The organism is Bacillus sp. FSL K6-6038, assembly GCF_038050455.1.
GTDB classification, from domain to species: domain Bacteria; phylum Bacillota; class Bacilli; order Bacillales; family Bacillaceae_G; genus Bacillus_A; species Bacillus_A pseudomycoides.
Genome location: NZ_JBBOUH010000001.1, coordinates 4,732,218 through 4,753,065 on the forward strand (window position 1 = coordinate 4,732,218; position 20,848 = coordinate 4,753,065).

Sequence of the window (20,848 nt, forward strand, 5' to 3'; positions counted from 1 at the left end):
AAGCCGCAATTTCTAAAGCAGAAATTGCGGCTTCTTTATTCTATAGATAAAAACCTCATTAGGTGAATTTTATTACGCTAAGATACTTTATAATTTTAAAGCGTCTGTCTATTATCAATTGTATATATTTGTCCTGTAATAGATTCTTGAGTCAATTGAAACAAGACTGCTTCTGTACTATCTTCTGGTGTTGAAATTCTGTTAAGCGGCAAGGTTCCCGCAAGTTGGTACATCTTATCTTCATTACCTGACCACCATCTCGTATGAACTGCACCAGGAGCAATACTGTTTACTCTAATGTCAGGTGCCAATGCAATAGCGAGCGATTTTGTCATCGTATGAATGGCGGACTTTGTTGCTGCAACATTTCTTCCAAATTATTGAACTACCCCCACCTCCCTCTACACGAGCTTGAGGTGGGGGATTCTCCTGTTTCTGCCCTAGCAAAAAAAGTTCCCCTCGATAAACAAATCTCCCTCTTCCCTTCATCTGTATAATTATGGTACAATCAAATAAGAACATTTGTTCTCATTCAAAAAGGGGGAGTATAAAACATGAGTCAACCAAAGATTATTAAAAAAGAAGCTTTCCAAGCGATTGGCATCTCCGCTACAACAAAAAATGAAATTGAAATGTCCACTGAAGGAAAGATCCCCAAGCTATGGACCGACTACTGCCAAGGTCAAATAACAGATCAAATTCCTAACAAAAGGAAGCAAAGCGAAACACTAGCATTGTATTCAAACTATGAATCCGATGAAACTGGAGCCTATACATATACAATCGGTATGCCAGTCTCTTCATTAGACACAATCCCTGAAAATATGACATCTCTCACAATACCTGCTCAGACATATGCGGTATTTACGACTCGCAAAGGCCCAGTATCAGAGGTCATCGTAGAAACATGGCAAGACATTTGGAAGTGGTCGAAAGAAAATAAACGTGCTTTCACAACAGACTTTGAATTGTATGATGAACGAGCGATGGATCCAAATAATGTGCAAGTTGATATCTATATTGCATTAGCCTAAACCATATAATAAGAAGGTGCTTTCGCATCTTCTTATTTTTTTTCCTTAAAAAATCCACTGGGCAAATGTGCTATTATTGTCTACAATGAAAAAGTGCAGTATAGAAATATTAGAAACTGTATAAAACGAGTGTTAACAGGATTTTATATCCACTCAAAATTGTTACATAGAAAGGAAGCAATATGGAGGAACTACAACAAAACAAATCTGCTCCAACAGAAAGCGGGACACCTTTACTACAAAATACAAACTTCCTATTTCTCTGGGCAGCTACTCTATTTTCAAGCTTTGCTTTAGCTTTTTTTACCTTTTCCCAAACATGGTACATAGCGAAAACATTAAATCTCGAAGCTTCACTAGGTGTTGTCTTTGTTGCACTTAGCGTCCCAAGACTTATCTTTATGATTGTCGGCGGAGCTGTCGCAGATAAATTTCCGAAAAAAAATATTATGTTTTACTCAAATATCATTCGTGCACTTCTTGTCGCAACAATTCTAATCTGGTTTATCGTTGGTCATGTAACGTTATATACGTTTGCTTTGTTTGCTTTGTTTTTCGGATTAGCGGACGCCTTCTTTTGGTCAGCAGACGGTTCCATTCTCCCTGAACTTGTAGAAAAACATCGTTTAACACAGGCGAACTCACTTACCCAAATGACGAACCAAGCATCCGTAATTTTAGGACCTGTACTCGGTGGCATTCTCATCAAGTTTAGTAACTATGAGACCATTTTTACTATTACTATTCTGCTTCTCATTATTGCTGCTATACTCGTCCAAAAAATCCAATTTACATTGCAAGAAAAAACGGATACAGACAAAGGAATGTTTACCTCTATTAAAGAAGGCATTTTGTACGTAAAGGAATCGCCTTTTCTTTCAACATTTCTTATCTGTAGCGCCTTTCTAAATCTATTTTTAATCGGACCAATGCAAGTTGGCTTCCCGTTATTTATCAAAAATGTACTGCATGGTGACTCGCTTCAATTTAGTTATTTAGAAGCAGCTGTTGGAGGCGGAATGGCAATTGGTGCTGTCATTGTTGGCCTTAAAAACATTAATCGTAGACGCGGCTTGTTTTGCATCATTATGATGCTGTTATCTGGCGTTTTCTTCTTATCCATTAACTTCAGCACAGCACTTTGGCAAGCATTATTAGCAGGCGCATTTTACGGCATTACAATTGCCATGGCTATCGTTCCGTTAATGGCGATGATTCAATCTACTGTCAAAGAAGAAATGATGGGGCGCGTCATGAGCTTGCTGATGTTATCATCTATGGGCTTCATCCCGCTTTCCTATGCATTCACATCACTCGCACTTGCAGCTGGTATTCCGATTGTGACGATTATGAAAAGCGGCGCAATCGCAGTGATTGTCTTTGTATTATTTGTTGCGATTCGCGTTCCTGTTGTACGAAAATTCGATTAATCAAGGGGAGTCATGTATCATACGCATGACTCTTTTTTGAATGGATCAAATAAGGTTACCTTCCTGCTCCTTCTTATAGCCGCCCCCCATTCTAATCCAACATCTAAAAATAGAGCTCGCATCGTACTATACAAGAGTGCTCTAACATCTTTACGAATCTCCCCACATTTATACGCTCTTACCACACTTTTCGTACGACAGATAAGTTGCGTACAAGTCTCCTCATCCGTAATCAATTGCTCAAAAAATACCCCTTGTTCTAATAAACCACTCTTTTTATAAGCAAGTTCCACCTTACTCCAAAGCACATTAATCGTTTGTGGATTTCTCGACATTGGAACAATTGCATCTACAAATGCAATTGGAATATCATGACGACAATATGTTTCATCAAGTTCATACGTTTCTCTTTTCTTTTGTACTTGAGAAAAGTTTTTAAAAAGAATAGTTTCCTCCTTTTCTGACACCTCTTCCTTCTTACGCCCCTCTACATGTACGCTCTTTTCACATGCGGTCATTTTCATACGGTCATCCATACGGTCAACAGCTGCTTTACGAAATACATATAAGTTCGCACTATATCCCCCGCGCTTATATCTTTCTTTCGTAGGAATCCGCTCAATAATCTCGAGTTCCTCCAGTTTGGCAACAGAGCGACGCACCGTACGAATACTTTTTCCTATTTTGGTCGCAATTGTTGCCATTAACGGACAAGCAACTCCAACTGTTTTTTGCTTTTCATTAATCGCATATCTCCCTAAAAAACGAATCACTAAAAAGTCCGTTTTATTTATGTTTGCTTGATAACAGATTAAAATTTGCTGCTGGTATGTATTAAACTCTTCTTTACTTTGAAATTCGCTATATGTTTTCATTAAATGATAGAAAGTTCCCATTTTTATCACCCCATATATAAATAGGTGCGATAAAGCAGAATGGGCGATTTTTTTAATTTAATGATTTAAAAGCGTAAAACATAAAAACAGGTCGCATTACATCATGCGACCTGTCTTCCTTATCAATCCCGCTTACTATTTATCATTAACCAATCCAAACACCATTATTATTAAATTTGTAATATTTACCATCAATCCATCTTGTTCCCGTTACCATCGTACCAAAAGAATCAAGGTAGTACCAGCTTCCGCCAAGCTTTAACCAGCCTTTGTGTTCAGATCCATTGCTGTTAAAGTAGTGCCAGTAATTACTGATTTTTTGCCATCCTGTTTGCATTGCCCCACCGTTATCAAAGTAGTAATACGTATTGTTTATAAAACGTTTTCCTGTTTCCATTATTCCGTATGGTCCAAGGTAATACCATTTCTCTCCAGTTAATAACCAATCTGTTTGTCTTGCTCCATTATTATTAAAGAAATACCAAGATCCTTTAATTTGCACCCAACCTGTGTGCATTGCTCCCGTGCTTTCATTGAGATAGTAATATGTATATTTCTTGGTTTTTTTATCTTGTATTGGCATCCACCCGGTTTGCATAATTCCAAAAGGGCTAAAGTAGTACCATTTTCCTCCAGTTGATAACCAACCTGTTACCTTCCTACCATTTTTATCATAGTAATACCAGTTTCCATTTTGTTTTACCCATCCTTTAGCTTGGCTAGCCTTACTTACACTTGCAACTTTAGGAGTAGCAGTAGAATTTTGAATCGTCTTGTTTTCTTCTGCATGAGCAATAGCTGGAATTAATAGTGCAGTAGAAAGTACAGAAGTAGCAATCATCTTTTTCATTTTATTTCCCTTTTTCATTCTCTTTCCCCTTTTCAAAAAATAGATAATTTATACTATTTTATCAATTTTATCAAACAAATTAAATGTTTTTTTACAATATATATACAAATAAATTTTACGATAACTATAGAATTAGTAGCAGCGACGCCATGATAGCATGATAGAAAATATAAAAGCATACAAGTTTATATTTACAATGATTGCACGACATAGATTGTTATAAGATGAAACTTCCATATCATATAAATGTCATCCTTAAGGTGACATTTTCATTGACAGAATCTTTTTTTAACAAAATAAAACAGGTCGCATTACATCATGCGACCTGTCTTGCTTATCAATAAGGACTATTTCTTACAATTAACCAACCCAAACACCGTTATTATTGAAATGGTACCATTTGTTATTAATAAATACCCAGCCTGTTCTCATATCACCAAAAGAAGCATCGAGGTAGTACCAGCTTCCACCAAGTTTTAACCAACCTCTGTATTCTGATCCATTTTGGTTAAAGTAGTACCAGTAATTGCCCCATTTTTGCCAACCGGTTTGCATAGCACCAGATTTATCGAAGTGGTAATATACGTTGTTTATAGAAACTCTTCCAGTTTTCATTTCTCCAAAGGATGAGTCAAGGTAATACCATTTTCCACCAGTAGATAGCCAGCCTGTTTGTTTTACTCCATTATTATTGAAGAAATACCAAGACCCATTAATTTGCGCCCAACCTGTTTTCATAGCACCAGTGTTTGTATCAAGATAGTAATACGTATATTTTCCTGTTTTGTTATCTTTGAATGAAGTCCAGCCTGTCTCCATAATTCCGTAACTGCCAAGATAATACCATTTTCCGCCAGTGGATAGCCAGCCTGTTTGTTTTACTCCATTATTATTGAAGAAATACCAAGATCCATTAACTTTCGTCCAACCTGTGTGCATTGCTCCCGTACTTTCATTGAGATAGTAATATGTATATTTCCCTGTTTTTTTATCTTGAATGGAAACCCAGCCTGTTTGCATAATTCCATAAGAGCTAAAGTAGTACCATTTACCACCAATAGATGACCAACCTGTTACCTTTTTTCCATTTTTATAGTAGTACCATTTCCCCTGTTGTTTTACCCATCCTTTTGCTTGAGTAGCCTTACTTACACTTGCAACTTTAGGAGTAGCAGTAGAATTTTGAATCGTCTTGTTTTCTTCTGCATGAGCAATAGCTGGAATTAATAGTGCAGTAGAAAGTACAGAAGTAGCAATCATCTTTTTCATTTTATTTCCCTTTTTCATTCTCTTTCCCCTTTTCAAAAAATAGATAGTTTATACTATTTTACCAATTTTATCAAACGAATTAAATGTTTTTTTGTAATATTTGTACAAACAAATTACTAGATGGTTATGAGCTATAGATTGTTATAAACAAATTACTAGAGAATTTTTTTAAATTATGCAAGTTTGATAACGCTCTAAAATTCGCTATATGTTGTCATGAAATAATAGAAATCTCTCCTTTTTGATGACTTGAAAGCATAAAAAATAAAGCAGGTCGTATTTAATCCCACGACCTGCTTTACTTATCGATAAAGACTATTACTTATAATTAACCAATCCAAACACCGTTATCATTAAAATAGTACCAGTTGTTATCAATAAATTTTTGACCTGTTTCCATTTCTCCATAAGAATCGAGGTAATACCATTTACCACCATTGGATAGCCAACCTGTTTGTTTTACCCCGTTATTATTTAAGAAATATATTACATTCTTCTTTACTTTGAAATTCACTATATGTTTTCATTAAATGATATAAAGTTTTTATTCTTATCATCCCGCATATCAACAAGAGAACAACAGTAAAATTAGAAATTATTTCATAATCTTTAATGAACTGAGGTAAAAAACATGATTGTAATTAGTGCTTGCTTAGCTGGTATTGCTTGTCGTTACGATGGAAATGACAATCTCATTTCAAAAATTGAAGAGCTATTACAAAAAGAAGAAGCTGTTCTTGTTTGTCCAGAGGTATTAGGAGGCTTACCTACACCTCGTCCATCAGCAGAAATTATCGGAGGCAATGGTGATGATGTACTAGATGGTAAAGCAAAGGTAATGGACAACGAAGGTAATGATGTAACAACAGCTTTCGTACACGGAGCTTATAAAGCTTTGAAAGAAATACAAGATTTAAATCCAGAATACATCATTTTAAAAGAACGAAGTCCTTCTTGCGGAAGTTCTACCATTTATACAGGAGAATTCAACGGAAAAAAACGAGATGGATATGGTGTAACAACTGCTTTATTTCGCAGACATGGATTTACAGTAATTTCAGAAGAAGACTTTGCAAGCAAATAAAAGAGTTGACCATTTGGCCAACTCTTTCTTCATTATTTCACGCCTAATTTTTCTTTCACTTTTGCAGGAAGCTCGTCCTTCTTCACTTCTTCCCAAGCTGCTACACCTTTTTTATCGGAGTAGAATACACGTAGAAATGCTTCCTTACGAAGATTCTTCACAGCTGTAAATTCCATTTCTTTTTCTTTACCATCTTTATCAAATGCAGGTAACTTATACTCAAATGATTTGTGAGGCTGACCATTATCAGCTTTTTCATTTTTTTCCGTTCCATCAACTGTAATTTGAACATAGTACTCATCTTTTCCCATACGGTTTAAATCACAGCCAACTAACAAGCTAGCAAATACAATTAAAATACTAAAAAGTGCAATATATCTTTTCACGTTATTCACCTCATGTGTTTTTTATTATGTTGTTATCATAATCTCTTTTCTTCAGAGGAGAAATTCAAAAACGTGACATGAACATTACACTTTTGTAAGATTAAACACTGAAAAAACAAAAAAGATAACCAACTACTGCACCTAGTCGATTATCTTCTTTTTTGTATATCAACAAAGTTTTCGTATCTTAATTAGGAAGCCGATTTATTAATTGTATAACGTTGTTCAATACGTTGTTCAATACGTTGTTCAATTTTTTCCATCTCTTGTTTATCATTCAATATCTTTTGTTTATTTTCTTGTACCAATTCTTTAAACGATTTATGAAGTAATTTACAACGTTTGTTCGCCATAATCATTTCTCCTTATTGTCTGTGTAATCACAGATATAAAATAAAATTTTCCAATCACCATAAATTTTTTGTCTTTATTTGTCGAAAAATTATTCTTAATTCAAGAATACTATAACTTCCGAGTTTTTAGACCTATTTGTTTGAACATTATGTGAATTTAATAAAAAAAATTATATACAAATACAAATTGTAAAACGAACATAAAAATCCTTTTTTAAGGAGAATCGAGAGGATTTCGAAGAGGCCAGATCCTTTTTCTGCCACATGCGGCGGTAAAGTAAATAGAACAAACGAGTGCATATCATCTTTTGTTTCACATAACCGTAACGTCCATGTTCAATAAACAAAATGAATTTATATATAAAGAGTGGTCATACTTGCCTTTCTGTACCTAAATTAACCATGCTAAAAACAAAATAATAAACCTTCTTTATGCTGTGTATTTGTTACACATCATGAAGAGGGTTTTGTAATATTTAATCCTATTTCATAATCCATTAGCTTGCGGTTCCGCATAGCAATAATTGTGTACACACGAAGATCATTTGCACTCCGTAACCATCGCCAATGAAATAGTACTTTAGTAATTAGCAAAAAACTAGCACTCTTCCGGCGTACCAGCATTCGAAGTTGTACAGAAAGATGATCCGCAGCCGCATGATACGATTGCGTTCGGATTATCGATTGTGAATCCACCGCCATGCATCGATTGCTTATAGTCAATTTTTACTCCTTTAACAATCGGAGCACTTTCTTTATCAATAACAAATTCAACACCGAAAAACTCAAGAACTGTGTCGTCTCCATTTGATTCTCTTTCAAATCCTAAGACGTATGAAAGACCACTACATCCACCACCGTATATAGCAAGGTGAACGTACTTCTCTCCACCTTCAGCATCTTTATATATATTTTGCTATACAGCTTGTTCCATTCTTTTTTACACATGCATATTATGTAATAGCACAAAACTAAAAATAAAGGATGAAAAATACATGAGTCAAAACAAAATAAATAAATATAATGGTTGTTCGAAACCTCAAATTTCTTGTCCTATACCTACCGCAATTTTCATACCACTCACGCCGATATCTAGCTTTCTTTATGTATCTAGTTTTTTCGATAGCACAGTACAAATCTACAACATTACTAACCCCATAGCTCCTATACACGTAGGAGAATTTAATGGAGCAAATTTAAACTTCCCTTCTGGATTACTTATCAAAGATAATATTCTTTATGTTGCAAATCCAGCTCCAGGTAATAACGCAGTAGAAATTTATAATATTTCTAATCCTACAGCCCCTATACATGTAGGACATTTTAATTCAGGTAACTTACACTTCCCAGATCAATTAGCTATTACAGGTACAATCCTTTATGTATCAAATGGTAGCGATAACAATATAGAAATTTACAATATCACAAATCCTATAGTCCCTGTACGTATCGGAGAATTTAATGGAGCAAATTTAAATATTCCTTCTGGATTAGCTATTACAGGTGCCACTCTTTATGTAGCAAATTCAGGAAATAACTCAGTGGAAATGTATAACATTTCTAACCCTATTAACCCTATACATGTAGGACATTTTAATTCAGGTAATTTAAATGAGCCTGTCCAATTTGCTATTACAGGTAACATTCTTTATGTCGTAAACTTTGGCGATAACACCGTCGAAATATATAACATTTCCAATCCTATTAACCCTATACATGTGGGACAATTTAATTCAGGTAATTTAAATGAGCCTAATATATTAGCTATTGCAGATACAACCCTTTATGTATCAAACATTGGTGATAATACTATAGAAATTTATAATATTTCCAACCCTACAGCCCCTGTACATGTAGGACAGTTTGGTGCAGAAGATTTAGATGTACCTAATGGATTGGCTGTCCTTACTTTATTAGGGGATTCAACAAAACTGCAGGTAATTTCGTGTTGTAGGGCGCATTTTATTTCTACTTTTTAAACTTGACTGTAACATAGCAAGTATCGGATTTTTCTCTGATGTTGTCACAACTTATACTGTAAGGATATTTATCTCAATCAACAGGAATGCTGTAGTTGCTGATAACGATTTTTTAGGTGAAGAATTAGATATTGTTAATCTAGTAAGCATTTCTGCTATCTTAAAATTATCGGCGGGAGATACAATACGAGTTATTGCCCAAGCTACTACAGATGGTAATACTGTTCCCGAACCACTTGAAAATACAGTACACCTCATGCACTTCGAAGCAGCTAGATTCCCCTCTCCAACATCATAAAATAGGTTTATTCTCTTAACAATCAATAACACTAATTATATGAATAAAAAAAGAGCGTCCGTCTTCGGACACTCTTTTCCTTTATAGCGAATTAAATAAGCGCTTGATTAAGTCTGCAAAACTCAAGCATATCTCGATACGAAAAGCATTACATTAGCACTCTTCCGGCTTACCAGCATTCGACGCCGTACGGAAAGATGATCCACATCCGCATGATGCGATTGCATTCGGGTTATCGATTGTGAACCCGCCGCCAAGCATAGATTGCTTGTAATCAACTTTTACTCCTTTTACAATCGGAGCACTTTCTTTATCAATAACAAATTCAACACCGAAAAACTCAAGCACTGTGTCGTCTTCATTTGGTTCTCTTTCAAATCCTAGACCGTAAGAAAGACCGCTACATCCACCGCCATGCACAGCAAGGCGAACGTACTTCTCTCCATCTTCAGCATCTTTTAACATATCTTTGATTTGATATGCTGCTTGTTCTGTTACATCAATCATGAAATCCACCTTCCTTTCTTCTCTCGTTCTATTATACATCTTTACACCTCTATCTTGTACTCATACACTCCGCGGCAAATTACTTCCGCTGGACCTTTCATCAAAACGTTCCCTTCTTCTGTCCAGGCAATCATTAAATCTCCGCCTGCTAAATGAACCGTAATTTCTTCACCGCGTTTCATTTTTTCATTCAACACTGCTGCAACAACAGCTGCGCATGCGCCTGTTCCACAAGCCTGTGTCACGCCTGTTCCACGTTCCCAAACGCGGAAGTTCATTTCATTGTCATTCACAATTTCAATAAATTCAACATTCACTCGTTCTGGAAACATTTCATGTGTTTCAAGCACAGGTCCTAATGTTGTAAGCGGCGCTTCTTCTACATCATCAACAAAAATAACTGCATGTGGATTTCCCATTGAAACACCTGTAAAGACATAGCGATGATTACTGTATAAGAAGTCTTCACGAATGAATGGTGTTTCTCCCTCGCCAAGCATCGGTAACTCTGCACGAGTTAAACGAGGTGCTCCCATGTCAATTTTAGCTAATGTAACGATACCGTCTTCTACTGTCACTTCAGCCGTTACAATTCCAGCCAATGTTTCTATTGTAAAAACAGTCTCTTCTACTAGTTTATGCTCATACGCATATTTCGCTACGCAACGCAGTCCATTCCCACAGCTTTTTCCCTCTGACCCATCATTATTAAACATGCGCATTTTCACTGGTGCTACTTCAGACGGACAAATTAAAATCATTCCATCTGCGCCAATTCCAGTGTTGATATTCGACACTTTTTCCGCTACAAGAGATAGTTCCTCTTCTGGAATTTGCTCTTCAAACATATTTACATATATATAGCTATTCCCAAGACCATGCATTTTTGTAAAAGAAAATTTATTCATCCTCATTCACTCCAAAAAAAATTTGTTGTTTTAAGTATAAAATGCATGCTTTTGGAACACAATAAGAACGTCCCCCGTTTCTCATATTTGACAACGTTTTGATGGCTTTTATATAAGAGCCGTTCTTACACAAATTGTGTAAGAAAAAAGCCCTTCTCGGAAAGGGCCTTTTTTTATTTCACACAAACATTCCTGCAATTGCAGCACTCAATAAGTTAGCAAGTGTTCCAGCTACAATTGACTTTATTCCAAATTTCGCAATATCACTACGACGGGTTGGCGCCATTCCCCCAAGTCCCCCAAGTAAAATGGCAACAGAAGATAGATTCGCAAATCCGCAAAGTGAAAAGGTAATCATTGCCATTGTTTTCTCTGAAAGTTTCCCCATATGAGGAGCAAAATCAGTAAACGCTACAAACTCATTTAAAATTAACTTCTCCCCAATAAAACTTCCCGCTGTAATTGCTTCTGTCCACGGTACACCAATGACAAACGCAAGCGGTGAAAAAATATATCCTAATATAATCTGGATAACCGAAAAGACCAACAATTCCATTCAAAAGAGCGATGATGGCAATAAAAGCAATTAACATTGCTCCAACATTTAAAGCAAGTGATAATCCATCAGCTGCTCCGCGCGCTGCGGCATCGATGACGTTTGCTGGTTTTTTTGTCACCATCTTTATCATCGTCTTCATGCTTATTATGTACTTCTGGCTTATCTGTTTCTGGAAACAATAATTTTGCCATAACAAGTCCAGCAGGTGCCGCCATAACGCTTGCCGCTAATAAAAACTTAAGCGGCACGCCAAGCGCAGCATATCCAAAAAGCGTTGGGCCTGATACAGATGCTAATCCTCCCACCATCACCGCAAACAGCTCTGACTTTGTCAGGCGTGGCATGTATGGTCGAATCACAAGCGGCGCTTCTGTCTGTCCTAAAAAGATATTCGCTGTTGCAGATAACGATTCGGATTGACTAGTCCCTAATAGCTTTGCTAGTGCACCACCGATAATTCGAACAATCCATTGCATAATTCCTAAATAATATAAAACAGCAATAACCGATGATAAGAAAATTAAAATTGGCAGCACCCGAAACGCAAATACGAATCCAGTTGTTTTCGTTGGTCCCCTAAACTACCGAATAAAAATAAAATACCAACATTCGCAAAATCCATAATCTTTTGCACAAACTGCGTTATCTTCTCTAAAACCATTCGTCCTACATCCCACTCTAATACGATAAAGCCAAATAATAACTGAATTGCGAGTCCACCAAATACAGTACGCGGCGAGATTGCTCTTTTATTATTTGAAAGTAAATAACCAATTAAAAGAATAACGATAATTCCACCGAATTCCCAAATAATATTCATTCTGTCACCTCTAAAGTTCAAATTCTTTGTTAGCATTTCCTTCGAAAGAATTTTTACTCTAATAGAATAGATGACAATAAAAAAGACGTCGCTCATTTGCAACGCCTTAAAACATTGGATTTTCATCTAAGTAATCATATACATTTTTCACAAGTTCTTCTACCGTTGCACCTTGTACGACTTCCCCGTTTACAAGTGCAAAAGGCCCTTCAAAACAAATGCCACAATATCCTAGACAACCGTACTCCATAACATCTAAATTTGGATCTTTTTCAAATTTTTCTAGCGCTGCTTGTGAGCCACTCGCAAGATTACCTACACAAAATTCGATTAATGGCTTAATCAAAACAATCCCCCCCTGTATCTCCAAAAAATAAATCTATAATAAGAAAACGAAGCTGTTTCTTGTTGTTTTAATTACACCTAATAAAATATTTAGCTACTTTACTGTTTCATTTCGAATCAAAAGATCTTCTCTATATAAATCCATGTTGCTTTCCCAACATACAAATTAAAACAGTTTGCCCACTTTTCTTCTTATTGTACAACAGAGTACACATTCATGCATTGTTATTTGTTCACAAATTCGATATAATTTGAGTGAGTAAAGTCAAAATATTTTTTCAATATATAATTGTATGATTAGGGGATATTTCAACAGAAAAGGGGTAATCCATCATGAAACACCTCGTATTACTGGGTGGCGGCTACGGTGGAATGAGAATTCTACAACGGCTTCTTCCAAACAATCAACTCCCAGATGATGTCCAAGTGACATTAATCGACAAAGTACCATACCACTGTTTTAAAACAGAATATTACGCATTAGTAGCGGGTACAATTTCAGAAACACATATTCGCATTCCGTTTCCAGAACACCCGCGTCTCAACATTCAATATGGCACTGTAACGAATGTTGACCTTGAAAACAAAGCCGTTCATCTCGATGGCGGTGAAGTTGTCGAATATGATGACTTAATTATCGGCCTTGGCTGCGAAGACAAATATCATAACGTTCCGGGGGCGAAGGAATATACACATAGCCTTCAATCAATTGAACAAACTCGTAAAACGTATGAACAATTAAATAGTTTAGAACCAAACGCAACGGTCGCTGTTGTCGGTGCTGGTTTAAGCGGTGTTGAAGTTGCAAGTGAACTTCGTGAAAGCCGTTCTGATTTAAAGATCTACTTATTTGATCGAAAAGATCGCATTTTATTCCCGTTCCCAGAAAAATTAAGTAGATACGTAGAAGAGTGGTTCGTAAAGCATAATGTTACAATTATACGAAACTCTAACATTACGAAAGTAGAACCAAACGTTGTGTACAACCATGACGAACCACTTCAATGTGATGCAATCGTATGGACAGCTGGTATTCAAGCAAACGAAGTTGTTCGAAACCTTTCAGTCGAACAAGATAGTAGTGGTCGGGTTGCATTAACAAAATATCATAATATTCCGAATAACGACCACGTTTATGTTGTAGGGGATTGTGCTGCCCTTCCGCACGCACCTTCCGCACAGCTTGCGGAAGGCCAAGGTGAACAAATTGTCCAAATATTATTAAAACGTTGGAACAATGAACCCCTTCCTGATGAACTACCTGTTATTAAATTAAAAGGTGTTCTCGGTTCTCTCGGTAAGAAACACGGATTCGGATTATTAGCAAATCAACCATTAATGGGACGAGTTCCTAGACTTCTTAAGTCGGGTATCCTTTGGATGTATAAATATCATAATGGTTAAAAAACAAGAGCTTATCGCTCTTGTTTTTTTTCTATTTTTCTCCTTTTTGATACGATATGAATATGTAAGTACAAATTGAAAAACCGGAATAAAACCTAATCTTTAGATAGGAGAGAGCATCTAGCCATGCATAGAAGCGGTTAGGGCCTTTTCCTGCCCCATGTCATGTTAAAACAAAGGGAGTAAACGAGTGGAGATCCGCTTTTGTTTCCATAGCCGCGTTTTATATGTTGGAAAATCAAGATGGGTTTATATAGAATCCCTGATTAACACAACTGGTATATTAATCCAATTTACGGATATTATAGTAATAAATCTTTAGATTTGTATCGTTCTATAATGGAGGTATCGGGTATGTATTATGTTAAATTAATTCAGGGACAATCCTTCTATGCTTTTGATCATCGCTTCTTGCTAGATCAAGAAGAACAAGTTACACAAAGAATTTTTAAATACCTGTGCAAAAATGAGTTTTTCGAAGTACGTAAAGACGAGAATACTTCCACAGCATAATAACGAGTAGCTTAGTAGTGTGTACGTTAAGCACTAACAAATCCCTTTATCTACAAACTGAGCAGCCATACTATTTGTAGTATGGCTGCTTTTTTATCCTTCCCATTTCCTCCGGCACTCCTCTATCCCACTAAGCACATACTTCTTCGTCATATGTGCCCGCTTCCAAATGGAAATCATTCGTTTCGCTTTCTTATTATGACGCACCCGCTCTACCTCTTGTAACAAAGGTATCCATTTTTCACTAGACGCCCTCATCATATATTGTAATCCCTCATCTTTTGAAACAATTGTTTTATGCTCTAATGTATACAAAATGCGTCCCATCGTTACAACAGCTGATTCTACCCATTCTTCAATTAAAAATAAATATGGCCGTGATGCTTTTTCACTCCAGTACTGTTCTACATTATATTTCATTGTTTCTACCACATCACTCCATGGCGTCTGAAACGGAAGCTTACTTGCTTCCTCCCCAATTACAGTAATCCCTTGATTTTTTAACGTCCACCACGTTACAGCATTCACATCCCAATGTCCTGTGTGAGCTTTTCCATCTGCACAATAGACATACTGCGGCATTTCCTCATTGTATTTCCCTAAATCAGCAAGTGGAATATACATACCGTCCATTCGTCTTCCTAACATGCTTTTACTCATTTTTTTGTGTAACTCAATTATTTGTATGTTCTGGGTTTCACTGACCGGCTCTCTCGTTACTGTAACAAAATCAACGTCACTCGTTTCTAAATGAAATGCTCCTAATGCAATTGAACCATATACATATACTCCAATTAATTGTTCGTTAAAAAAAATATCTTTTAATCCAATCACATATTGCTCCATTAAGACCTTTACTTCTTCTGGAAGTCTATGTTTCACTACCCCTTTCACACGCATACCTCCTTGATAAGATTACCTATAACGGTTATTTTTTCCATATAAACATGTAAGAAAAGCCTTTGCTACGCAAAGACTTTTTTGTATTATAAATATTTCTCAATTTCTTCGTATACGTCCTTTAAACGAGGATTTCCTTCTCCAACGATTTCTCCGTTTACAAGAACAACTGGATAAAATAAATCCTCTTCAATTACGTGCTCTGCAAAAGCTTGTTTCTCAGCATCTTCTTGCTCTTCCTGAATATCAATGTATTCAAACTTGAATTTATCATCTTGTCCTTCATATTTGCGACCAATTGCCGCTTGTAGCCATTCAAATGTTTCAGCCGAAGACGGCATTCCAACGCAGCTTGCACAAATTACTTTTGCACCATATACTTGAACATTTACCATTACTTCTCCCCCACTTCTCTGTTCTAACAGTATGCCTAGATGACTTACCTTATAAGCACATCTCTTTACAAGTTTAATTCTTGTCCTCTATACTGAAAAAACACATTGTAAACATGATACAATATTTCGACAATAAAACAAGAACAGAAAAAATAGATTTTCCCCTGTATCTTGATTATAATAAAATGGATGAAAGGAGTCGATAAAAATGGAAAACCCAAATATGCAAGAACAAGTACTAGAAGTATTAGATAAATTACGTCCGTTCTTACTTCGTGATGGCGGTGACGTTGAATTAGTAGATATTGAAGAAGGTATTGTAAAACTACGCCTTATGGGTGCATGCGGTAGCTGCCCAAGTTCTACAATCACATTAAAAGCTGGTATCGAACGCGCACTACTTGAAGAAGTACCAGGCGTTATCGAAGTAGAACAAGTATTTTAAATTTAAAGCGGCAGCGGCTCACTTAGAATGTGAGGAGGATGGAGCTTCTGACATAGAGGCGTTTTTTGCCTCGGCGGAAGAAGCGAAGCCACCGAACATTCTAGCCGCTGGAGCTGGATATCTTTTAAAGCGGCAGCGGCTCGCTTAGAATTGCTTCCACTGGATAATTTACAAAAAAAGAGACCACTATGGTCTCTTTTTTGTAAATTCGTATTAAGATAACCAATCCAACTTTCGAATTCCGAGCTTATCAACAGGCAAGCGAAGAAATTCATAAAAATGCTTCATAAATTGCTCTGAACGGTTCACATCGTGTAAAATGTCTTCTAAGCGATCTCGATACATACTTTTTTGTTCTTCATTTCCCGTCAGATAGTACTGTTCTACCGTTTCAAAGTAGCGAAGTGGAAAGAGAAGACGCGCAAATAGTAGACGCCAGCCAAAAGAAGAAAGTGCATAATTTTTCTCATAATCCGTTACAAACTGAAAAATTGTTTGTTCCCAATCTTTCTTCTTTTCCATCGATACATATCGAATCCATTCCGCCAAATCTCTACTTGGATGATCATATACCCAATCGATGGGGATTTTTAATTTATTAGTTTGCTGCCATAATAAAGGGGTAAAGCGTTCTTGACAGATTGTTGCTGCATCGGCAAGCTGAGGTGTATCATCTATTTCTGTATCAACAACATATTGAATGGCATTTTCAGCAATGCCTAAATAGTATGGGAAAGACTCAATAAATAGTTGATCAAATACATCTGATGGCTGATTCATAAGTTGTGATTGCCAAAATCGCTCTAATTGATCGAGCCTTTTTTCCCACAATGACTTCCATTCACCAATGCGACTTAATTGTTCTATTTCTTCTGGAAAAAAAGCGCCTCGTTTATGGAATAAGGAAAGCTCACTACCTAACGAAGTAGCATGTCGTTCAAGCAAACGCATACCTTTTAATAAACAGTAATTTTTTTCTTCTATCTCACTTACATAGTAACCGTGCACCGTCGGAACGAAAGTCGCAACAGTAATATCCCCTTGCTGGTTCATATAATCGCTTAATTTTTTCATTTCAACAAGTACATCTTCCTCCATATTTCCAATCGGAAGAAGTACATAAATTTTATTGCGAATCCAAAAGCTTTTATAGGGGCCAAGGGGGATTAATTCTTTGACATGCATTTGATAATGCTCATAAATATGCTGAATCATCATAGTCGCCACCTATGGTTTTTCTTTATATATATGAGCTTGTGCTCGCCTTTCATTCCTATGCACATGATAAAGCAGTAAAACGTATACAAATAATAAAAAGAAAAAAAGGTGATAACATGAAAGAATCAAATCAACTACAAGAAAGAGCATTACAACTTCTACAAGAACGTGGTGTAACAATCGATGATATTGCGGAGCTTGTTCATTTTCTTCAAAAGAAATACCATCCAAATTTAGAGATGTCAGAATGTCGTTACAACGTAGAACGTGTATTATCCAAACGCGAAGTACAAAATGCACTCATTACAGGAATTGAATTAGATGTCCTTGCCGAAAAAGGAATGTTAAGCGAACCATTACAAGATATCGTAAAACGGGATGAAGGATTGTACGGAATTGATGAAGTCATCGCACTTTCTATCGTAAACGTGTATGGCTCTATCGGCTTCACAAACTTTGGATATATCGATAAATTAAAACCAGGTATTTTAGAATACTTAAATGATAAATCAACTGGGAAAGTCCATACATTCCTTGATGACATCGTTGGCGGTATTGCCGCTGCCGCTTCTAGTCGTTTGGCACATCGCGCGGAGCATGGGGAATAAAGTAAAACAATAGTCAGCATAATTTTACGTAATACTTTCAGTTGAAAATGTTATAGAAAACATAACGGACCATGTGAAAAAATCATGGTCCGTTATGTTTTTCTTTCTTTTCAAGATTTTTTCCATACACCTATCATTTTTTTATTTACACGAATAAACAGGAATAGCCTAAAAAGTAGCGAATGAATAAGCTTAATGGTTCTGTTTGATTGGGATCTGAATATTAGTTAAAGATATGCGAATTACATTCCTTTCAGTAATAAAAAAAATGATTCAATAACAGGAGGAGCAATTTATATGGATAATATTTTAAAAGTATCATCAAAATCCAATCCCAATTCAGTTGCAGGTGCCATTGCCGGTGTATTAAGAGAAAAAGGTAGTACAGAAATTCAAGTAGTTGGAGCTGGTGCTTTAAATCAAGCAGTTAAAGCCGTTGCTATTGCAAGAGGATTCGTAGCTCCTAGCGGCATTGACCTTGTTCTCATTCCAGCATTTACAGACATCACAATCAATAACGAGAAAAGTACAGCAATCAAATTAATTGTAGGCCCTAGAAAAATTAGATCGTAGAAAAAATGATAGCTTATCATTCAAACCATCCATACAAAAATTATGAAAGAACATCCCCGCTCAACTGCATTCTTTTATTAGATTCATAAATACCAATTGTTAAATGATATATGAAAAGACTGATAACAATCAGTCTTTTCCCTATTGTATCAATTCTTCAGTTTCTCTTCTTCCTACAGGAATATGTCATCAAAATAAACTCTCTTCCTCTATCATCAAAAGTTTTTTCTGCTACAAAACCTACCTGTTGATATAACCTTATTGCACGTTTATTAAAACCTGCAACACTTAAACGAAGTCTATCCGGTTGGATTTGCTCTTCCGCCAAATTTATTCCAGCTTGCAAAAAGGCTTTCCCCAGCCCCCGCCCCGTTAGCTCTGGCTTCATTCCAAGCCCAATATCTACAGTATCTTCTCCCACGTATAACTCCGCATCTCTTCCCCCTGGCACTTGTGCGTTTTCACCAAAACAAAAATAACCTATTAATTCTCCATGTTCATTACAACAGCCATAATATGTACCATCTAATAGTTCTTCTATTGTCTCTTCACTGCCTGAAAAGCTGTATAACGAATATAGTTCCTCATACTGCCATGTATTGATTTCTTTTGCTTCTGCCTCTGTTAGTTTGTGTATATTCATTTTTCTTCTTCCTTTCAAAAAAACAATTCCCTAACAAATTTCTACATTTATCTTATTATCTCACTTTGTTTTTGAAAAGTTTGTAAATTTTTAAAATACTAAATTGGAAAACTTTTCTTAGCATGTTACGATTGGATTAACTATTCTAAAAGAGGTGAAATCAAAATGCCCCTACAGTTATGTAAAGGACAAAAGGTAGATTTAACAAAAACAAATCCTACATTAACTCATATAAAAATAGGTCTCGGCTGGGATCTTCCTACAAATTCAAATTCACATGCATTCGATTTAGATGCTGCTGCTTTTTTATTAGATGCAAATGGACGCTTAACAACAACAGACCATATTATATTTTATAAACAGCAATCTGCTTTACAAGATGCGATTACACTTTCATCAGACAATCGTACAGGAGCAGGATCTGGCGATGACGAGGAAATTTCCATCTCCCTTTCCAAACTCCCATCTCATATTGAACGTATTATTTTCACTATTACGATTCACGAAGCACAAACTCGTCTGCAAACATTTGGACAAATAGCTCACTCTTACGTCCGCATTCTAAACTCCGCAAACAATGACGAAATGTTCCGCTATAATCTGGAAGAACAATTCTCATCCGAAACTGCACTAATCGCCTGTGAAGTCTATCGTTACAAAGGAGAATGGAAATTTGGTGCCATCGGTCGCGGTGTGCAAGGCGGACTTATCGAACTTTCTAAACAATTTGGTTTATCCCATACACCACCTGATTTTTTTGCAAAGACAACCGCTGCACCTTCTCCTATTTCAAAAAGTATTAACCTTACTAAAATTGAATTAAAGAAATCTGGAGATACGATCAACTTACAAAAAACGGACAAGCCTCTTGGCGAAATTGCAGTGAACTTAAACTGGGGTAAACAAAGTACACCAAAACAAAAAGGATTTTTTTCATCCTTAACTGCAAATAGCTCCCCTCAAATAGATTTAGATTTAGGCTGTTTGTTTGAATTTAAAGATGGTTGGAAAGGTATTGTACAACCACTTGGAAATATATTTGGTTCATTTTATAACGAGCCTTACATTCATTTAGATCAAGACGATCGCACAGGTGCTTCAAATAAAGGAGAAAATTTACGTATTAACGGAGACATGATTCATGAAATAAAAAGAATATTAATTTTCTCTTATATTTATGAAGGTGTAGCTAACTGGTCACAGGTTGATGGTATTGTCACATTAAAACAGGAAAATGGCCCAGATATTATTGTAAAAATGGATGAGCACCGTAACGGTTTCAACACATGTGCAATTGCAATGCTCGAAAATGTAAATGATGAGACATTCAAAGTACAAAGGCTTGTGAAATATTTTAGAGGGCACCTAGAAATGGATCGGCATTACAAATGGAACATGAACTGGGTCGCAGGTTCAAAATAAGGTGGTGAC

General features: G+C 36.2%; 25 protein-coding genes and 2 pseudogenes. 10 read left to right on the forward strand and 17 right to left on the reverse strand.

Annotation, left to right across the window (positions count from 1 at the left end; translation table 11 throughout):
* Positions 1-95 precede the first annotated feature (95 nt).
* Positions 96-362 (reverse strand): annotated as a pseudogene (locus tag NSQ40_RS25000) (SDR family NAD(P)-dependent oxidoreductase); the annotation flags it as partial.
* Positions 363-554: 192 nt separating this feature from the next.
* Between NSQ40_RS25000 and NSQ40_RS25005 the strand changes: the two are divergent.
* Both NSQ40_RS25005 and NSQ40_RS25010 read left to right on the forward strand, forming a co-directional pair.
* Positions 555-1,034, forward strand: a complete 480-nt coding sequence (locus NSQ40_RS25005) for a GyrI-like domain-containing protein (RefSeq protein ID WP_003201568.1) — start codon at positions 555-557, stop codon at positions 1,032-1,034.
* 182 nt (positions 1,035-1,216) lie between these two features.
* Complete coding sequence (locus NSQ40_RS25010; RefSeq protein WP_098159239.1) at positions 1,217-2,464, forward strand: MFS transporter; 1,248 nt, start codon at positions 1,217-1,219, stop codon at positions 2,462-2,464.
* A 17-nt stretch (positions 2,465-2,481) separates the two neighbouring features.
* Here NSQ40_RS25010 and NSQ40_RS25015 read toward each other — a convergent pair whose 3' ends face one another.
* The 4 genes from NSQ40_RS25015 to NSQ40_RS25030 all read right to left on the reverse strand — a co-directional run bounded on the left by NSQ40_RS25015 (position 2,482) and on the right by NSQ40_RS25030 (position 5,993).
* Entirely contained in the window at positions 2,482-3,360 is an 879-nt protein-coding gene (locus NSQ40_RS25015; protein WP_003201563.1) for a helix-turn-helix domain-containing protein, read from the reverse strand.
* Positions 3,361-3,505: 145 nt separating this feature from the next.
* A complete protein-coding gene (locus tag NSQ40_RS25020; RefSeq protein WP_026008721.1) occupies positions 3,506-4,228 on the reverse strand; it encodes an N-acetylmuramoyl-L-alanine amidase family protein in 723 nt (240 codons plus the stop codon).
* Positions 4,229-4,570: 342 nt separating this feature from the next.
* A complete protein-coding gene (locus NSQ40_RS25025) occupies positions 4,571-5,497 on the reverse strand; it encodes an N-acetylmuramoyl-L-alanine amidase family protein (protein WP_098114392.1) in 927 nt (308 codons plus the stop codon).
* 310 nt (positions 5,498-5,807) lie between these two features.
* On the reverse strand, positions 5,808-5,993 hold the full coding sequence (locus NSQ40_RS25030) for a glucan-binding protein (protein ID WP_098114391.1): 186 nt from the start codon (positions 5,991-5,993) through the stop codon (positions 5,808-5,810).
* A gap of 117 nt (positions 5,994-6,110) precedes the next feature.
* On the opposite strand from NSQ40_RS25030, the gene NSQ40_RS25035 reads away from it, so the two are divergent.
* Positions 6,111-6,563 carry a DUF523 domain-containing protein gene (locus tag NSQ40_RS25035; protein ID WP_003201554.1) on the forward strand — a complete coding sequence of 151 codons (453 nt, stop codon included), beginning with the start codon at positions 6,111-6,113 and terminating at the stop codon, positions 6,561-6,563.
* A 32-nt stretch (positions 6,564-6,595) separates the two neighbouring features.
* Here NSQ40_RS25035 and NSQ40_RS25040 read toward each other — a convergent pair whose 3' ends face one another.
* From NSQ40_RS25040 to NSQ40_RS25055, 4 genes are all read right to left on the reverse strand, one after another.
* Positions 6,596-6,949 carry a YxeA family protein gene (locus tag NSQ40_RS25040; protein ID WP_018767390.1) on the reverse strand — a complete coding sequence of 118 codons (354 nt, stop codon included), beginning with the start codon at positions 6,947-6,949 and terminating at the stop codon, positions 6,596-6,598.
* A gap of 191 nt (positions 6,950-7,140) precedes the next feature.
* Entirely contained in the window at positions 7,141-7,308 is a 168-nt protein-coding gene (locus NSQ40_RS25045) for an FbpB family small basic protein (RefSeq protein WP_080740762.1), read from the reverse strand.
* A 447-nt stretch (positions 7,309-7,755) separates the two neighbouring features.
* A complete protein-coding gene (locus tag NSQ40_RS25050; RefSeq protein WP_142329726.1) occupies positions 7,756-8,004 on the reverse strand; it encodes a hypothetical protein in 249 nt (82 codons plus the stop codon).
* Positions 7,901-8,212 (reverse strand): HesB/IscA family protein, encoded by a 312-nt coding sequence (locus NSQ40_RS25055; RefSeq protein WP_141521879.1) that lies wholly within the window; start codon positions 8,210-8,212, stop codon positions 7,901-7,903. Before NSQ40_RS25055 ends, NSQ40_RS25050 begins: the two co-directional genes overlap by 104 nt.
* An 85-nt stretch (positions 8,213-8,297) precedes the next feature.
* On the opposite strand from NSQ40_RS25055, the gene NSQ40_RS25060 reads away from it, so the two are divergent.
* Entirely contained in the window at positions 8,298-9,281 is a 984-nt protein-coding gene (locus NSQ40_RS25060) for an LVIVD repeat-containing protein (protein ID WP_224796109.1), read from the forward strand.
* Positions 9,282-9,732: 451 nt separating this feature from the next.
* On the opposite strand, the gene NSQ40_RS25065 is transcribed toward NSQ40_RS25060, so the two are convergent.
* The 4 genes and pseudogenes from NSQ40_RS25065 to NSQ40_RS25080 all read right to left on the reverse strand — a co-directional run bounded on the left by NSQ40_RS25065 (position 9,733) and on the right by NSQ40_RS25080 (position 12,719).
* A complete protein-coding gene (locus tag NSQ40_RS25065; RefSeq protein WP_003201551.1) occupies positions 9,733-10,086 on the reverse strand; it encodes a HesB/IscA family protein in 354 nt (117 codons plus the stop codon).
* Between the two features lie 41 nt (positions 10,087-10,127).
* A complete protein-coding gene (dapF, locus tag NSQ40_RS25070; protein ID WP_003208906.1) occupies positions 10,128-10,994 on the reverse strand; it encodes a diaminopimelate epimerase in 867 nt (288 codons plus the stop codon).
* A gap of 178 nt (positions 10,995-11,172) precedes the next feature.
* Positions 11,173-12,373: pseudogene (locus tag NSQ40_RS25075) on the reverse strand (NupC/NupG family nucleoside CNT transporter).
* A gap of 106 nt (positions 12,374-12,479) precedes the next feature.
* A complete protein-coding gene (locus tag NSQ40_RS25080; RefSeq protein WP_000595023.1) occupies positions 12,480-12,719 on the reverse strand; it encodes a YuzB family protein in 240 nt (79 codons plus the stop codon).
* Between the two features lie 332 nt (positions 12,720-13,051).
* On the opposite strand from NSQ40_RS25080, the gene NSQ40_RS25085 reads away from it, so the two are divergent.
* Positions 13,052-14,122 carry an NAD(P)/FAD-dependent oxidoreductase gene (locus tag NSQ40_RS25085; protein WP_003201542.1) on the forward strand — a complete coding sequence of 357 codons (1,071 nt, stop codon included), beginning with the start codon at positions 13,052-13,054 and terminating at the stop codon, positions 14,120-14,122.
* A 354-nt stretch (positions 14,123-14,476) separates the two neighbouring features.
* A complete protein-coding gene (locus tag NSQ40_RS25090) occupies positions 14,477-14,635 on the forward strand; it encodes a YqbF domain-containing protein (RefSeq protein ID WP_016112359.1) in 159 nt (52 codons plus the stop codon).
* Positions 14,636-14,728: 93 nt separating this feature from the next.
* On the opposite strand, the gene NSQ40_RS25095 is transcribed toward NSQ40_RS25090, so the two are convergent.
* Both NSQ40_RS25095 and NSQ40_RS25100 read right to left on the reverse strand, forming a co-directional pair.
* On the reverse strand, positions 14,729-15,535 hold the full coding sequence (locus NSQ40_RS25095) for a nucleotidyltransferase domain-containing protein (RefSeq protein ID WP_003201539.1): 807 nt from the start codon (positions 15,533-15,535) through the stop codon (positions 14,729-14,731).
* An 86-nt stretch (positions 15,536-15,621) separates the two neighbouring features.
* On the reverse strand, positions 15,622-15,930 hold the full coding sequence (locus NSQ40_RS25100) for a YuzD family protein (protein WP_003201537.1): 309 nt from the start codon (positions 15,928-15,930) through the stop codon (positions 15,622-15,624).
* Between the two features lie 208 nt (positions 15,931-16,138).
* Here NSQ40_RS25100 and NSQ40_RS25105 point away from each other — a divergent pair, with 208 nt between their 5' ends.
* Positions 16,139-16,375: a NifU family protein gene (locus tag NSQ40_RS25105; RefSeq protein WP_000431179.1), complete on the forward strand. Its 237-nt coding sequence runs from the start codon at positions 16,139-16,141 to the stop codon at positions 16,373-16,375.
* Positions 16,376-16,588: 213 nt separating this feature from the next.
* On the opposite strand, the gene yutH is transcribed toward NSQ40_RS25105, so the two are convergent.
* On the reverse strand, positions 16,589-17,590 hold the full coding sequence (gene yutH, locus NSQ40_RS25110) for a spore coat putative kinase YutH (protein ID WP_018767383.1): 1,002 nt from the start codon (positions 17,588-17,590) through the stop codon (positions 16,589-16,591).
* A 119-nt stretch (positions 17,591-17,709) separates the two neighbouring features.
* On the opposite strand from yutH, the gene NSQ40_RS25115 reads away from it, so the two are divergent.
* On the forward strand, positions 17,710-18,201 hold the full coding sequence (locus NSQ40_RS25115; RefSeq protein ID WP_018767382.1) for a phosphatidylglycerophosphatase A family protein: 492 nt from the start codon (positions 17,710-17,712) through the stop codon (positions 18,199-18,201).
* Between the two features lie 297 nt (positions 18,202-18,498).
* A complete protein-coding gene (locus NSQ40_RS25120) occupies positions 18,499-18,774 on the forward strand; it encodes a stage V sporulation protein S (protein ID WP_003201532.1) in 276 nt (91 codons plus the stop codon).
* Positions 18,775-18,931: 157 nt separating this feature from the next.
* On the opposite strand, the gene NSQ40_RS25125 is transcribed toward NSQ40_RS25120, so the two are convergent.
* Positions 18,932-19,417, reverse strand: a complete 486-nt coding sequence (locus tag NSQ40_RS25125; RefSeq protein ID WP_016112364.1) for a GNAT family N-acetyltransferase — start codon at positions 19,415-19,417, stop codon at positions 18,932-18,934.
* A 165-nt stretch (positions 19,418-19,582) separates the two neighbouring features.
* On the opposite strand from NSQ40_RS25125, the gene NSQ40_RS25130 reads away from it, so the two are divergent.
* Positions 19,583-20,839 carry a TerD family protein gene (locus tag NSQ40_RS25130; RefSeq protein WP_003208896.1) on the forward strand — a complete coding sequence of 419 codons (1,257 nt, stop codon included), beginning with the start codon at positions 19,583-19,585 and terminating at the stop codon, positions 20,837-20,839.
* Positions 20,840-20,848: the final 9 nt, after the last annotated feature.

Excerpts from the sequence above, each read along its gene's own strand:
- NSQ40_RS25090 (WP_016112359.1), top strand. The coding sequence starts at position 14,477 with ATGTATTATGTTAAATTAATTCAGGGACAATCCTTCTATGCTTTTGAT.
- yutH (WP_018767383.1), bottom strand. The coding sequence starts at position 17,590 with ATGATTCAGCATATTTATGAGCATTATCAAATGCATGTCAAAGAATTA.
- NSQ40_RS25045 (WP_080740762.1), bottom strand. The coding sequence starts at position 7,308 with ATGATTATGGCGAACAAACGTTGTAAATTACTTCATAAATCGTTTAAA.
- NSQ40_RS25025 (WP_098114392.1), bottom strand. The coding sequence starts at position 5,497 with ATGAAAAAGGGAAATAAAATGAAAAAGATGATTGCTACTTCTGTACTT.
- NSQ40_RS25020 (WP_026008721.1), bottom strand. The coding sequence starts at position 4,228 with ATGAAAAAGGGAAATAAAATGAAAAAGATGATTGCTACTTCTGTACTT.
- NSQ40_RS25050 (WP_142329726.1), bottom strand. The coding sequence starts at position 8,004 with ATGGCGGTGGATTCACAATCGATAATCCGAACGCAATCGTATCATGCG.
- NSQ40_RS25010 (WP_098159239.1), top strand. The coding sequence starts at position 1,217 with ATGGAGGAACTACAACAAAACAAATCTGCTCCAACAGAAAGCGGGACA.
- NSQ40_RS25035 (WP_003201554.1), top strand. The coding sequence starts at position 6,111 with ATGATTGTAATTAGTGCTTGCTTAGCTGGTATTGCTTGTCGTTACGAT.
- NSQ40_RS25100 (WP_003201537.1), bottom strand. The coding sequence starts at position 15,930 with ATGGTAAATGTTCAAGTATATGGTGCAAAAGTAATTTGTGCAAGCTGC.
- NSQ40_RS25120 (WP_003201532.1), top strand. The coding sequence starts at position 18,499 with ATGGATAATATTTTAAAAGTATCATCAAAATCCAATCCCAATTCAGTT.
- NSQ40_RS25065 (WP_003201551.1), bottom strand. The coding sequence starts at position 10,086 with ATGATTGATGTAACAGAACAAGCAGCATATCAAATCAAAGATATGTTA.
- NSQ40_RS25125 (WP_016112364.1), bottom strand. The coding sequence starts at position 19,417 with ATGAATATACACAAACTAACAGAGGCAGAAGCAAAAGAAATCAATACA.
- NSQ40_RS25015 (WP_003201563.1), bottom strand. The coding sequence starts at position 3,360 with ATGGGAACTTTCTATCATTTAATGAAAACATATAGCGAATTTCAAAGT.
- dapF (WP_003208906.1), bottom strand. The coding sequence starts at position 10,994 with ATGAATAAATTTTCTTTTACAAAAATGCATGGTCTTGGGAATAGCTAT.
- NSQ40_RS25130 (WP_003208896.1), top strand. The coding sequence starts at position 19,583 with ATGCCCCTACAGTTATGTAAAGGACAAAAGGTAGATTTAACAAAAACA.
- NSQ40_RS25115 (WP_018767382.1), top strand. The coding sequence starts at position 17,710 with ATGAAAGAATCAAATCAACTACAAGAAAGAGCATTACAACTTCTACAA.
- NSQ40_RS25105 (WP_000431179.1), top strand. The coding sequence starts at position 16,139 with ATGGAAAACCCAAATATGCAAGAACAAGTACTAGAAGTATTAGATAAA.
- NSQ40_RS25095 (WP_003201539.1), bottom strand. The coding sequence starts at position 15,535 with ATGCGTGTGAAAGGGGTAGTGAAACATAGACTTCCAGAAGAAGTAAAG.
- NSQ40_RS25085 (WP_003201542.1), top strand. The coding sequence starts at position 13,052 with ATGAAACACCTCGTATTACTGGGTGGCGGCTACGGTGGAATGAGAATT.
- NSQ40_RS25060 (WP_224796109.1), top strand. The coding sequence starts at position 8,298 with ATGAGTCAAAACAAAATAAATAAATATAATGGTTGTTCGAAACCTCAA.
- NSQ40_RS25005 (WP_003201568.1), top strand. The coding sequence starts at position 555 with ATGAGTCAACCAAAGATTATTAAAAAAGAAGCTTTCCAAGCGATTGGC.